Annotated in this window: 12 protein-coding genes; 1 reads left to right on the top strand and 11 read right to left on the bottom strand. The window is 37.3% G+C overall.

The features are described 5' to 3' along the window. Nucleotides 1–26: 26 nt before the first annotated feature. From NITER_RS08515 to NITER_RS08540, 6 genes are all read right to left on the bottom strand, one after another. Nucleotides 27–1,883, bottom strand: a complete 1,857-nt coding sequence (locus NITER_RS08515) for a DUF505 domain-containing protein (protein WP_084274960.1) — start codon at nt 1,881–1,883, stop codon at nt 27–29. Nucleotides 1,884–1,970: 87 nt separating this feature from the next. Further along, entirely contained in the window at nt 1,971–2,552 is a 582-nt protein-coding gene (locus NITER_RS08520) for an HdeD family acid-resistance protein (protein WP_084274959.1), read from the bottom strand. 9 nt (nt 2,553–2,561) lie between these two features. After that, complete coding sequence (locus tag NITER_RS08525) at nt 2,562–3,008, bottom strand: DUF1931 family protein (RefSeq protein ID WP_084274958.1); 447 nt, start codon at nt 3,006–3,008, stop codon at nt 2,562–2,564. Between the two features lie 38 nt (nt 3,009–3,046). Beyond that, complete coding sequence (locus NITER_RS08530) at nt 3,047–3,922, bottom strand: YfdX family protein (RefSeq protein ID WP_084274957.1); 876 nt, start codon at nt 3,920–3,922, stop codon at nt 3,047–3,049. A gap of 61 nt (nt 3,923–3,983) precedes the next feature. Continuing rightward, nucleotides 3,984–4,655 (bottom strand): Crp/Fnr family transcriptional regulator, encoded by a 672-nt coding sequence (locus tag NITER_RS08535; protein WP_084274956.1) that lies wholly within the window; start codon nt 4,653–4,655, stop codon nt 3,984–3,986. Beyond that, nucleotides 4,655–5,374 carry a succinate dehydrogenase/fumarate reductase iron-sulfur subunit gene (locus NITER_RS08540; protein ID WP_197685275.1) on the bottom strand — a complete coding sequence of 240 codons (720 nt, stop codon included), beginning with the start codon at nt 5,372–5,374 and terminating at the stop codon, nt 4,655–4,657. The genes NITER_RS08535 and NITER_RS08540 overlap by 1 nt, the downstream gene beginning before the upstream one ends. Nucleotides 5,375–5,447: 73 nt before the next feature. On the opposite strand from NITER_RS08540, the gene NITER_RS08545 reads away from it, so the two are divergent. Beyond that, nucleotides 5,448–6,674, top strand: a complete 1,227-nt coding sequence (locus NITER_RS08545; protein ID WP_159445299.1) for an APC family permease — start codon at nt 5,448–5,450, stop codon at nt 6,672–6,674. Here the strand turns inward: NITER_RS08545 and NITER_RS08550 are convergent. The 5 genes from NITER_RS08550 to gyrB are packed head-to-tail and all read right to left on the bottom strand — an operon-like array spanning nt 6,633 to nt 12,819. Beyond that, nucleotides 6,633–8,231, bottom strand: a complete 1,599-nt coding sequence (locus NITER_RS08550) for an FAD-dependent oxidoreductase (protein ID WP_084274954.1) — start codon at nt 8,229–8,231, stop codon at nt 6,633–6,635. The genes NITER_RS08545 and NITER_RS08550 overlap by 42 nt on opposite strands. 1 nt (nt 8,232) lies before the next feature. Further along, nucleotides 8,233–8,676: a glycine zipper 2TM domain-containing protein gene (locus NITER_RS08555; protein WP_084274953.1), complete on the bottom strand. Its 444-nt coding sequence runs from the start codon at nt 8,674–8,676 to the stop codon at nt 8,233–8,235. After that, nucleotides 8,673–9,062, bottom strand: a complete 390-nt coding sequence (gene queF, locus NITER_RS08560; RefSeq protein ID WP_084274952.1) for a preQ(1) synthase — start codon at nt 9,060–9,062, stop codon at nt 8,673–8,675. Before queF ends, NITER_RS08555 begins: the two co-directional genes overlap by 4 nt. Further along, complete coding sequence (locus tag NITER_RS08565) at nt 9,049–10,500, bottom strand: EAL domain-containing protein (protein ID WP_084274951.1); 1,452 nt, start codon at nt 10,498–10,500, stop codon at nt 9,049–9,051. Before NITER_RS08565 ends, queF begins: the two co-directional genes overlap by 14 nt. Continuing rightward, nucleotides 10,501–12,819, bottom strand: a complete 2,319-nt coding sequence (gene gyrB, locus NITER_RS08570; protein WP_084274950.1) for a DNA topoisomerase (ATP-hydrolyzing) subunit B — start codon at nt 12,817–12,819, stop codon at nt 10,501–10,503. It abuts the gene before it with no gap. Nucleotides 12,820–12,839 lie beyond the last annotated feature (20 nt).

Consider the following 12,839-nt stretch of genomic DNA (forward strand, 5'->3'; position numbering starts at 1 on the left):
AAATTCTTCTGCAACTTTTGTTGCAATTAGCCGTTGAGAATTTCAACGGCCTCAAGCATCTTTAGACCCGCTTCATTCACACTGTTTTTGCCTAAAAATTTTGCTTCTCTCGCAGCCACATAGGCTTTTTCAAAGCTTTCTCTACTTAGTCCACTTCTTTTGATCGCCTCTTTGATATTTTCTGGCATTATGCGCACCTTTTGCTCTTTGACATACATACTGCCAGTCTCGGCAATTGCTTTAACAACCCTATAAATTGTTGGATTTACAGGAGCTCCAAAACCTTCAGGAACGCCACTTAAAGCTTCATCCATCATTTTTCCATACTCAGTCTCAATGATATGTCCATCAGGCAAGATTTCGATAAATCCTTTTGCTTCAAGTTTATCCAAAGCCTCTTTTCTATGGATATACTCATCTTCATGGAGTGACTCACTCAAAATCTCTTCACATGCCACTCCAGCCTCTGGAATCATTTTAAAAATATCCATCTCATATCGAGTCATAAAAGGGAGTTTCTCCTTATTTGCAAGCTCTTCATACAAAAGACCTGAGCTACTTGGCTCATAGGTTCCTAAAATTCGCTCTTTTCTTGCCTCTTCTACCCACTCTCTGTTTGGTGAGCTAAAGATTTTATTTGAAATAGTTAGGGTTTTCACACTCCAAGAGTGAATACTTCTCTCATCAGCTTGATCTTCAATCACTCTTTGTCCATCTTCATTTACATAGTAGACTGCTCTTCCTTTGCTATCAACTCCCTCACTAATAAGTCCAAATGCCTCTAAGCTGTATAAATACTCTCTTAAGTCAAAGTTTTCTTCAAACCATTTGATCATATCTTTTGCTTCGCCAAATTTTTTGGCAATCTCTTGCTTTTTCTTTGGCATCTCATCTAGTCGTCTGCCATACTTTTCTAAAATCTTTTTATATTCTCTTACTTTTCTATCAACAAGCTCTTTTTTGATCTCATCAAAGTGTGCTGTCTCTTCAGGATTGGAGGTATATTTCTCTTTCCAGATTCGATCAATTGTTTTAAGCGTTTCTACTTCCTCTTTTTCTATTGCAAAAGAGTAGAGCGGTTTTTCTGTTTTATCTTTGAAAATTCTATAGACTTCTAACGCTTTTTCTCCAGCCTTTGTTAATGTATCTACATCGGTAACATAGCCAAGAGTTTCCAACTGCAAAAGCGTATCTACATCCACATCTTCGCCATCTGCTACCAAAGCAATTGAATCTAAAATTGAGATATCCAATACACCTCCCTCATTTGCCCAACCACCTAAGCTCAATGTCTCTTTTACAGCTTGTCCAAGCTCAGTGAAGGTAAAAAAGTCTCCATGAGGTACAGAGTAGGCAATCAGTCGCATTGCTTCAAGCAGATCTTTACTATTTCCTTCAATTGGCAAATAGTGCGCATCAGTCGGTCCCATTGGAGATTTTCGAATATACTCAGCCAGTTTTGCATCAATGGATAGTTCCGGCTCAGTTATTGCATACGCGTTAAAGAGATCCAAAGCTGCTTGAGTTAATTCTCCATCTTTCGCAAATCCACGTCTCTCAAGCTCATCATTACTTATTTTTGTTGTTTTGTTTTTGCCTTTTATGGCAGCATCAATCATAGCAATCACTTCAGAGCTGACCCATTTGAAGCTCTCTTTCCAATCTTCAATCTTTTCAATGCTATTTTCCACATCAGCTAAAATTTGAGCTACCATTGCACCACTGTATGTAAGCTCAATTTTTGCAGGTATTGGAAATCGAACAAGTCCAGAGAGATCAAGCTCCTCCACTGCTTCGCTGTTTAGTTTTTCCACGTTGATTGTTTTGTCATCACTCCTATGTAAAGCCAGCAATATTTTAGCAGCCTCTTTTTTAATAACCATACCATTCTCCTTGAATTTTTTTAAAAAATTTTATAGCGATTTATGCAGATTTTCAGCAACTTAGGTAGCAGTGCATGAGGCAAAACCTCATGCATTGGAGTCATTTGAGGAGTCTTCGTCTTCCAGTTTCTTTACAACAGAGCTCATAGAAAGGAGAACAATACCATCAAAAAACATACTTATTCCAACAAATAGCCCTACTAAAACTAAAGATCCAAATGGCCAGTAAACAAGAAAAATAACTCCCAAAATAATGGAGAGAATACCATTGAGAATAATGAGCCAGTTATACTTTTGTCCTTTCATCTGAGAGCTAAGCGCAAAAGATGCAAATCCATCCATAAAAAAGTAGATTGCCAAAATAATACCAAGTGCTGCAACTCCAGGGACTGGAAAGATGGTAACTAAAATACCTGTGAGTAGATAGATGAAGGCTTTTAGCCATCCTAACCAATCTTTTTTGTCAGTCTGCCAAGTGTGATACCCAAATGTAAGACCACTAAAAATAAACAAAAATGCTACAAAATATGCAGCAGTAAGTGACATAATCACAGGATAAAAGATCCCAACTAATCCCAAAAGGAGAAAAATCACTCCAGCAATTTTGGAGTGTTTCTCAAACTTTTTTAATAGCTCTTTATCTTGAAGTAGATTATTATATCCGACCATAATATCCTCCTATAGGGTCAGATCCATTATCTCTTTGGCTTTTTCAATAAGCTCATGAGATACGGCTCTGTTTTCTTCATCAATCTTTTTCATAATGCGTGCTAAAACAAGAGTCAAACCACCCACAATTTCAGGTAGACTCTTTTCAAGTTCAGCTTCAAGCTCTAAGAGTGGAGGATATGTTGCAAGGCGATCTAAAATATCTTTGAGATCCAACTCTTGCTCAAGTTTTTTAAACTCATTTATTGTCTCTTCTAAGCCTTTTGTTATAGGAAGATCATACTTCCAAATCACATCTCGCCCATTATATTTTGCAGCTTTTTGTCCCATAAGGAGCAAATCATACAACTTTTGCTCAACAATATCAGTTACCTCTTTTGCATGTCCTTTTTTGATATCAAGACTTGCACCTCTTCTAAAAAGTTCTTCTAAATGATGAAATCCAACTACTGCCATGTCTCCTCCTTTATTTTTTTCGGGGCAAAGCCCCTAGATTATTTATTGATTGTTTTGACCGCTTTTTCTTTGAACTCTTTGAGTTTTGCTATGAGATCTTCAAAGAGTTTTTCTGCACTATTTTTACCTTTGACCTCTTTTTCTATTTTTTCTATCTCTTCTTCAAGCATCTTATATGTTGTATCAGAATCACTTGTATATCCTAAAGCTTCTGCTTTTTTAAGGGCATTTTTAGCACTTTTGAGCATATCAAGGGCTTTTTTTCGATCTTTTTTTGCAGCATCTTTTGCTACTTCTACAAGATGAATCGCTTGCAAAAGAGGAATAGGTGTCACTACATCTACCTCAACAAACGTTGCCAAAGCTTGATTGAGAACATTTTTTGCTTCATCTACACGGTTTTCATGCAAAAATTTTGCTGCAAGTTTCAAAGCAGCTGGGTATGATGCCAATGGTAAATTGATAACTTTGAGCACAATCTCACTACGCAAAGTATCAAGGATTGCTCTTGCTTCTTGAACTTTATTCTCTGCAAGCAGTGCCTTTGCGCTAATGAGAGCTGTTTTAATATCTTGCACACTTCCAGGAAAATCGACTACCTCAATAGCACTATCGATTGGAATAAGTGCAGGTGCATGAGGAGCTGAGAGAACTACTTCAAGCTTTCCTATGGCTTTTTCAAGATCTTTAATAGCTTCATCCTTTTGACCTTTATCTAACTCCACTAATACTTTATTTGTCAACGCAACAGCTTCAACAGCCTCATTAACAATTTTTACCTCTTTTTGCTCTTTAACAATTTTCGCCTTTGCTTGGCTTACAGCTTTGTTTGATTCAGCTTTTGTTGCAGTCGATGCAAATGCACCAGTGACCAAAAGACCAGCAGCTACACATGAAAGTAGCAGTTTTTTCATTATCAACCTCCTTGAGTTTTTTGGTTGATAAAATTTTAGTACTTTTTTATCAAAGATACTGCTACTTTAGTTGCAACCGATCTAAAAGATTCGCAATATTTGTGAGTTTTATCTTCTTTCTCTCGACTTCTAGCGAGCCCTCTTTTTTAAGTTCTTGAATATGGCGGTTTACCACATGGCGCACAGTTCCTATTAAAGAGGCCAACTCTTCATGAGGGAGATCGTGAATGAGTTTGAGTTTTGCAGTTTGGGGGTCAAAGTGTTTGAGCAAAAGCTTTATAAAGCGCGTAGAGGTATCAAGGAGGCTAAGATCTGTTGCTAACTCTTCAAGACTGCGCATCTCACCTGCAACATAGCGAAAAAAAAGTTTTCTAAAATCTGCATTGGTATCGATCCATTCACGCACACGATCCAATGGAACACGCAGTGCCTTAGAATCTTCATAGGCTTCAGTAACTACATCATGGGGTTTATTGTCTAAAAGAACAATTACATCAAACATATCCCCTCGTGAAAGGATCTTAATAGTCTGCTCTTTTGATGTCTCGAAATTGAACTGATAGACTTTAATACGCCCTTCAATAATGAAATAGAAATACTTCATCGTATCGTCACTGCTCATAGCAGGCATGTTTTTATAAAACTCTACAATTTTGCCATAGCGATTAATATCATCGATGATGAATTTTGGCACAGCAGAAAAGAGCTCAATATTATACTCTCTCGCCTCCATTAAAACTCCAATCCAAAACTGCCAAAATTTGCCATATGCGGATTGGTATGTCCAAATTTAGCAGCCCAGCTTTGCAGCATTAATATATCGTTCTTTGGATCAATTCCTTGAGGACAAACCTCTGTACAGTTACCGCAGAGTATACAATCCCAAATACCATCAGTTACTACTGCATCAATATGATCTTTTTTATCTTCTTCTCTGCTATCAGCAACATAGCGGTATGTTCTGCTCAGTGCAAATGGCCCTAAAAAAGAGAAGTTTGTCTCATACACAGGACAACTGCTATAGCAGCTATTGCACAAAATACAATCACTCTGCCGCTCTATAAGTTTCTCTTCCTCTTCACTCATCCCTGCATGCATAGCTAGAGGATAGGTTTTAGCACTTTTGAGCTTTTCTAAAGGACGAGATAAATCAACCACTAAATCACGGATACAATCCACAAAATTTAAAGGCTCAATATAATCGCCCTCTTGCACACGATATTCACACGCTAACACCTCTTTGCCATTGACGCGCACTGCACAACTACCACACACTCCACTGCGGCACATAGAAGAAAATGTAAGAGTTCTATCCTTTTCTTTTTTGATAAATTCCAAACTCTCTAAAAGCGTTAAATCTTTTGGAACTTCATACTCCATATCTATTGATGGAGGCTCAAAATGTGGATGATATCTTCGTACTTTTATCTTCATATCAACTTCTCTTCTCATTATTATGCATTTCTATAAGTAATTATAGTGCAATTTGATTACAATTATATTAAGAAAACAGATGGAGAAAAATATGAGTAAAACTTCTCTTAAACGCGTTGTCACACTTCCTTATCTCGTTTTTTATGGAGCTGGCAATATAATAGGGGCTGGAATATATGTGCTCATCGGAAAAATTGCACAAATAAGTGGATATTATGCACCTTTTTCCTTTTTACTTGCATGTATTGCAGTTCTTTTTACAGCTCTTTGCTACGCTGAACTTGCAGCGCGCTACCCTTATGCATCAGCAGAAGCCTATTATCTTGAGCGTGCATTCTCTTTATCAAATATTTCTACTCTTGTGGGTTTAGTTATCATTATCACTGGCATTCTCTCATCTTCCGCAATAATTAGTGGATTTTACGGTTATCTCAAGCCCTTAGTCGATATAGGTGAGCTCGCAACAGAGTTTTTGATAATGCTATTTTTAACTGGCGTTGCAGTATGGGGAGTAAAAGAGTCTGTTACATTAACTGCACTCTTTACCCTTATTGAAATTTTTGGTCTCTTGCTCATTATTTTTTACGGTTTTGTATCGATAGATGTAACAAATATCTCATTTGAGCATTATATCCCGCCATTAAAAATCGATGTCTGGATCAATATCGCACTTGGGAGCTTTCTAGCATTTTATGCATTTATCGGTTTTGAAGATATTGTCAAACTCTCTGAAGAGGTAGTAGATGTACAAAAAACAATGCCTAGAGCCATCATTATCACACTCATCCTTGTAACACTCCTCTATATACTTGTCACTTTTGTGAGTATCATTACATTAGATCCCCAAACTTTAGGAGAGAGTGATGCACCTTTGGATGAGGTATTCAAAAAGCTCACCGGGGATAAGCATCACATTTTAGGAATCATAGCACTTTTTGCTATTGTCAATGGAGTACTTGTGCAGATTATTATGGTCTCAAGGATGCTCTATGGTTTAGCAAAACAGAGAGTCTTTCCAAAATTTTTAGCAACTATTCATCCTGCTACCCAAACACCAATCTACGCTACTCTCATTACCGGATTTTTCATCCTCCTATTTGCCTATTTTATCGATCTTGTTAAACTTGCAGAGCTTACAAGTTATGGTATTTTTATCGTTTTTATCCTCATCAACATAGCACTCATAAAAATTAAGAAAAAAGAGCCAAACTTTTCTGGATTCAAAGTTCCTCTATTCATACCCTATATCGCTATTTTTATTAACGCAACACTGCTTTTACTCAAACTCTTCTGGGATCTTTTGAAAATCGGCACATAAAACGCCATCTTCTTTCCATATAAGAGTGTGCGCATCGAAAGCGCTATTTTGTTTTGGATAATCCGTGCGAAAGTGTGCACCTCTACTCTCATTTCTTTGGATTGCTCCTACGAGCACTGCTTCAGTGATTTCGAGCATATTGCCATACTCTAAAAATTGTACTAATTCTTTGTTATAGAGAGGGCTTTTATCTTTGATACCCATAAAAGCGAGCTCTTTTTGGTGTTGGCGTACAAGGCTCAGTACCCCTTTGAGCGAGAGCTCTTCACGAAAAACTCCAGCATTTCTATAGAGCACCTTATGCAAAAAATCCCTTCTTTCTATGAAATCTATTTTATTTGGCAGCCCGAAAACAGCCTTGATAAATTGCTCATCAATAGTAGTTCTCTCATATTTTTTCTCTTGGGGCTTATCTTTTATCTGCACAGCACTTCTTGCTGCAACTCTCCCCATCACCACAAGTTCTAAAAGCGAATTACCTCCAAGCCTGTTTGCACCATGGAGTTTTACATTAGCACACTCTCCCACAGCAAAAAGCCCTTTAATATTGGTAGCACAATTTATATCCGTATCAATTCCCCCCATAGTGTAGTGCGCAGCAGGCTTAATAGGTACTGGCTCTTTTGCTGGATCGATCCCTTCATAGATGAGTGAGAGTTTTCGCTCTTGAGGAAGCTCTTTTTGTATAAAATCCTCTCCCAAATGCGTAATATCTAAAAAGACTTGATTTCCTTTTTCTATCTGCTCATAGATTGTACGTGAGAGTTTATCGCGGGTTGTGAGCTCATCAACAAAACGCTCACCATTTTGATTGATGATTTTGCCTCCAGCGCCTCTTGCAGCTTCACTTATCAAAATCGAGCTTTTCGCTAATGCTGTAGGATGGAACTGAACAAATTCAAGATCGCTCAGCTTCGCTCCAGCTCGCATAGCAGCCCCAACGCCTTCTCCAAAGCTTCCATTGCCATTAGTGCTAAATTCTCCATAGATTTTTGCATATCCGCCAGTTGCTAAAATAATTGACGAAGCTAAGAGCTGCTCCACTTTTGCTGTGCGGATATCAAGGAGCGTTACGCCACAAGCTCTCTCATCTTCAGTAATGATATTGAGAAGAAACTTTTCATGCAAAAATTTCACACCAGCTTTTATACAGTTATCATATAAAGAGTGTAAAATCTTAAGCCCCGTATAGTCTTGCGCATAACATGCGCGCGGCGCTGAGGCACCACCTAGTCTTCTTTGCGCAATTTTGTCCTCTTTTCTACTAAAGGGAACACCAATGCTATCAAGCCACTTTATAGCTTTTGGAGCTTCATTGCAAACAAATTCGATAACTCTCCTCTCACCAAGTCCAGCAGCGGAGCGCAGTGTATCTTCTATATGATTCTCAATAGAATCATTTTCACTCATTGCCGCATTGATACCACCTTGCGCCATAGAGGTTTGTGCCTGCGTAGGATAATTTTTTGTAACAACGACAACTTCAGCCCCTAGACTTCTTGCTTCAAGTGCTGCTACAAGACCCGCTCCACCACTTCCAATAATTACTATTTGCATCCTACTCCCCAAAAACTGGCTCAATTTTAACTATGCGATTTCGCTTCAAAAATATTCTGACTCTATCTCCTTTGCGAAACCAAAAACCTTTTGCATAATCGACTCGCACTACTGTTGCAATCTCTTCACCATTATCGAGGCGAATAATAAGCTCTTGGGCATTTGCTTCATTGAGTCTACTTCCTATTACTCCTCCCGCAATTGCACCTGCAGCAGTCGCTATATCATTACCGCTTCCACCTCCAAACTGATGGCCAATGATAGCTCCAATAATCGCTCCTAATATAGTTCCTTCCCCTGTATCGTGCACCTTTACAGCTCTTACAGCAATTACTTTTCCATAGCGAGGATAACTTACTTCATTTATCTGCGCTGTGGTATAGCCTCTTTGTGCGCATCCCCAAAAAAAGAGTAATAATAAAGCAGAAAATATTATTTGTCTCATTTTTCCTTCTCCAATTGGTCTGAATCTATCTCTATTATAGTATGGACATTTCCGCGTGGATTAAAATCTGCAACCAATTTCATATATCTTGGCTGCAATTTTTCATACAATGTATCAAAAATCTCATTAGCACTATCTTCATGTGAGATATAGCGATCACGAAATGAATTGATATAAAGTTTAAGTGCTTTAAGCTCTACAACATACTTATTTGGAATATAATCAAGATAGATTGTAGCATAGTCTGGATATCCGCTTCTGGGACAAAGACAGCTAAACTCTGGGAGTGTTATACGAATTTTATAACTCTTTTCGTGCTTGTTTTCCCATATTTCTAAATCTTTTTTGGGATCAAACTCTTTTATCTCTTTTTCACCATAGCGCATTTTTACTCCTCCACTCTAAAAATTCTTTGCTTTCCATTGGCTTTGCAATAGCAAACCCTTCTATAAAATCTACATTCAAAGTTTTTACTCTCTCAAGGATCTCTTGATTATCAATAAATTTTACAACACTTTTCATTCCTAATGTGTGCAATGCATCAATCCACGTTTGCAAAAGTGTACGATAGCGTATATTTTCAATATTTCTTGTAAAAAACTTATCAAAAAAGAGATAATCTACATTGATACTTTTAATATACTCTATCGATGCATTACAAGCCCCAAAATTGTCAAAAGCGATAGAGAATCCTTCCGTTTGATATTCTTGAATCACACTCCTAAAATATTTCACATCTTTATAGATACTGTTTTCATACAATTTTATGATAAAAAGTCTCTTTGGAACATCATATTTCTCAAAAATTTCAAAAAATCTCTGTGTAAAGCGCCTATTACGCACAGAATAGGGAGAGATATTAAAGCAGTAGGAAAAATCCATAAAGAGTTTATGAGATACAATTATTTCAAGAAGAGCTTCTGTTAAAGCAATATCAAATGCATTTTCAAGACCTAAACGGTTAATAGTAGGAATGTATTGACTTGGATGAATAAGTTTTCCCTCATCATCTAAGAGTTTCACAATAATTTCAGCAAAATCAAAACTTTCTGTTTTAAGATTATATACAGGCTGAAAAAGCAAAGAGAAATGTTTTTGTTTGACTATCTCTTCAATGAGTTTATCAAAATCGCTTATATTTTCCCTCTTTTTACTATACAAAGCACCTTTATTTGCCTCTTTTTTACATTCTCCTTTACAAAAGTAGAGATCTTCATAGAGACGATCAATAAGAAATTTGAGACTTTTATGATTGAGAGGTTGATAGGCCGCATAGAGCTTAATCTCAATATTGTTTATAAAGCTATTATCGTATATTTGCAAAAATTTCTCTAAGACATTTTGAAGCTGTGCTTCATCACTTCTTACAAGAAGCAGAAAATCTCCTGCTTTGAGCCTAGCAATAGGAACAGAACCAAAATAGAGACTAAAAAAACCATCCACGATCTTTGCAAATTCTCTTAAAACTCTATCTCCATTTTCAAGACCATAGCGCTCATTTATCTCTCTTATATTATCAACAGAAAGAAGTATCAAATAATTTTTCTTCTGTGCAAGCTTGCTAAAATATTTTTCAAAATAGTGTCTATCAAAAGTATCAGTGATTTCATCAAGAACCTTCTCTTCTTTTGCACGAAATATCATGAGAAAAATATAGTAAACAGCAATAAAGAGTGCTCCCACACCTAAAAATAGATTAAAAGCAAGGGAGCGATTTTCTGTAAAAATCACATAGACTAATAGAGCAGTAAGAAGTACAATAGGAACAGAAGTGCGAAGGGAAAGGAGAAATTTCTCCCTTCTTTCGGTATTTAAAGAGTACACTTATACATCCAGATGTTTGACATCTTTGGCGTGTTCTTCAATATATTTTTTGCGTGGTTCTACCTCATCACCCATAAAGAGTGTAAAAATCTCACTTGCATGCTCTGCATTATCTACAGTCACACGCAAAAGCCTTCTATTTTGTGGATCCATTGTAGTTTCCCAAAGCTGCTCAGGATTCATCTCACCAAGCCCTTTATAGCGTTGAATATAGGCACCTTTTTTGGCATTTTTTTCTACTTTTTCTAAAATTTCTAAGAGATCTTTATCTTTAAACTCTTCTGGCATTCTCTCTTCAATTTTTTCATAAATATAGACACCCTCCACATAGAAGGGATTGGTAAAAAGCTCATCATCTATAATGATCTCTTCAAGTCCATCTTCTGTTTGCACATAGAGATGAATCTTCTCCTCATCAATCGTCTTATTAAGGATATTAAATCCTTTTTGTCCAAGAAAATCTTCAATTTTTTTATAAAGCTCCTTATTTGGGAGTGCTGGAAGATCTTTATTTTCAATGAGATAGCGTACCACTTCAATGAGAGCGTAGCGCTTTTCAAGATCTTTTAAAATCATCCGGTAATGTGCAACAAGTTTGAGAAAATCTATGAGATCGTATCTGCCCAGATTCACATCTTCTAGCAATACATCTACACCATTTTCTATCAAAAACTGGTTGAGCTCATGCTCATCTTTGAGATACACCTCTTTTTTTCCCTTTTTATAGCGATATAGAGGAGGCTGTGCCATATAGAGATAACCCTTTTCTACTACAGGATATAAGAAGCGAAAGAAGAATGTCAAAAGAAGTGTTTGAATATGGCTCCCATCTACATCTGCATCTGTCATAATAATTATTTTGTGATAGCGAAGTTTATTTTCATCAAACTCTTCGCCGATGCCACATCCAAGAGCAGTAATGATATTTTTAATCTCTTCAGATTTTAAGATCTTATCAAGCCGTGCTTTTTCTACATTAAGGATCTTCCCTTTTAAAGGCAAAATCGCTTGAAAAACTCTATCACGCCCCTGCTTGGCACTTCCACCAGCACTATCTCCCTCAACCAAAAAGAGCTCGCTCATTGCAGGATCTTTACTTTGACAATCCGCAAGTTTACCTGGAAGGGTACCCACACTCATACTATCTTTTCTACGTACTAGCTCCCTCGCTTTTTTCGCAGCCTCTCTTCCTCTGGCAGCTGCTAGTGCTTTTTGCATAATTGCTTTAGCATCGATGGGGTTCTCTTCAAAATATTTTGTTAATTTTTCATATGTGAGCTTTTGCGTGATAGGACGCACATAAGAAGATCCTAATTTTCCTTTTGTTTGCCCTTCAAATTGCGGCTCAGGTACTTTGACGCTGACTACAGCCACAAGACCTTCGCGTACATCATCTCCCGTGATTTTAATGCTTTTTTCACGCTGATTTGCATTTTGTGCTATGTAGTTTGAGATGGCACGTGTGAGACCTGCACGAAATCCGCTCTCATGGGTGCCACCTTCTGGTGTGCGGATATTGTTGACAAAGCTAAGAACCTTCTCATCATATCCAGTGTTATAAAGCAGAGCTATATCGACTTCTACATCATCAACTTTGTCTTGGAAATGGATTGTTTTAGTAATCTGCTCTTTTTTACTCAGATCCTCTACAAATTGAGAAAGTCCCCCTTCAAAGTGGTAGACCTCTTTTTTCTCTTCTCTTTCGTCTTTAAAAGTTATTGTAATGTTTGGATTGAGGTATGCAAGCTCTTTGAATCTACGAGCAAGGATATCGTATTGAAAATTGACAGTTTCAAAAATCTCATCATCTGGCCAAAACTCAATAGTCGTACCTGTACGATTTGTCTCACCAATAGTTACAAGATCGGTAATAGGTATACCTCTTTCAAACTCTTGACGCCATATTTTTCCATCGCGTTTAATAGTCATAATAAGCTTTTTAGATAGAGCATTAACTACGCTTACACCAACACCGTGCAAACCTCCACTTACTTTATAAGCACTGTCGCCACCAAATTTTCCTCCTGCATGGAGTACTGTGAGTACAACTGTTGCAGCAGGGATCTTTTCAGTGGGGTGAATATCGACAGGAATCCCTCTTCCATTATCACTTATTTTTGCGCTTCCATCTTTTGTAAGAGTAATTTCGATTTTGTCACAATATCCTGCCATCGCTTCATCGATGGAGTTATCTACTACTTCATAGATAAGATGGTGAAGGCCTTTGATACTCGTATCGCCAATGTACATCCCTGGACGTTTACGAACAGCTTCAAGACCTTTGAGAACCTTTATTTTCTCAGCACTATATTGACTCATTGATTCTCTATCCCTTTAGT

The organism is Nitratiruptor tergarcus DSM 16512 (assembly GCF_027946175.1).
GTDB lineage: Bacteria > Campylobacterota > Campylobacteria > Campylobacterales > Nitratiruptoraceae > Nitratiruptor > Nitratiruptor tergarcus.

Excerpts from the sequence above, each read along its gene's own strand:
- NITER_RS08515 (WP_084274960.1), bottom strand. The coding sequence starts at position 1,883 with ATGGTTATTAAAAAAGAGGCTGCTAAAATATTGCTGGCTTTACATAGG.
- NITER_RS08520 (WP_084274959.1), bottom strand. The coding sequence starts at position 2,552 with ATGGTCGGATATAATAATCTACTTCAAGATAAAGAGCTATTAAAAAAG.
- NITER_RS08525 (WP_084274958.1), bottom strand. The coding sequence starts at position 3,008 with ATGGCAGTAGTTGGATTTCATCATTTAGAAGAACTTTTTAGAAGAGGT.
- NITER_RS08530 (WP_084274957.1), bottom strand. The coding sequence starts at position 3,922 with ATGAAAAAACTGCTACTTTCATGTGTAGCTGCTGGTCTTTTGGTCACT.
- NITER_RS08535 (WP_084274956.1), bottom strand. The coding sequence starts at position 4,655 with ATGGAGGCGAGAGAGTATAATATTGAGCTCTTTTCTGCTGTGCCAAAA.
- NITER_RS08540 (WP_197685275.1), bottom strand. The coding sequence starts at position 5,374 with ATGAGAAGAGAAGTTGATATGAAGATAAAAGTACGAAGATATCATCCA.
- NITER_RS08545 (WP_159445299.1), top strand. The coding sequence starts at position 5,448 with ATGAGTAAAACTTCTCTTAAACGCGTTGTCACACTTCCTTATCTCGTT.
- NITER_RS08550 (WP_084274954.1), bottom strand. The coding sequence starts at position 8,231 with ATGCAAATAGTAATTATTGGAAGTGGTGGAGCGGGTCTTGTAGCAGCA.
- NITER_RS08555 (WP_084274953.1), bottom strand. The coding sequence starts at position 8,676 with ATGAGACAAATAATATTTTCTGCTTTATTATTACTCTTTTTTTGGGGA.
- queF (WP_084274952.1), bottom strand. The coding sequence starts at position 9,062 with ATGCGCTATGGTGAAAAAGAGATAAAAGAGTTTGATCCCAAAAAAGAT.
- gyrB (WP_084274950.1), bottom strand. The coding sequence starts at position 12,819 with ATGAGTCAATATAGTGCTGAGAAAATAAAGGTTCTCAAAGGTCTTGAA.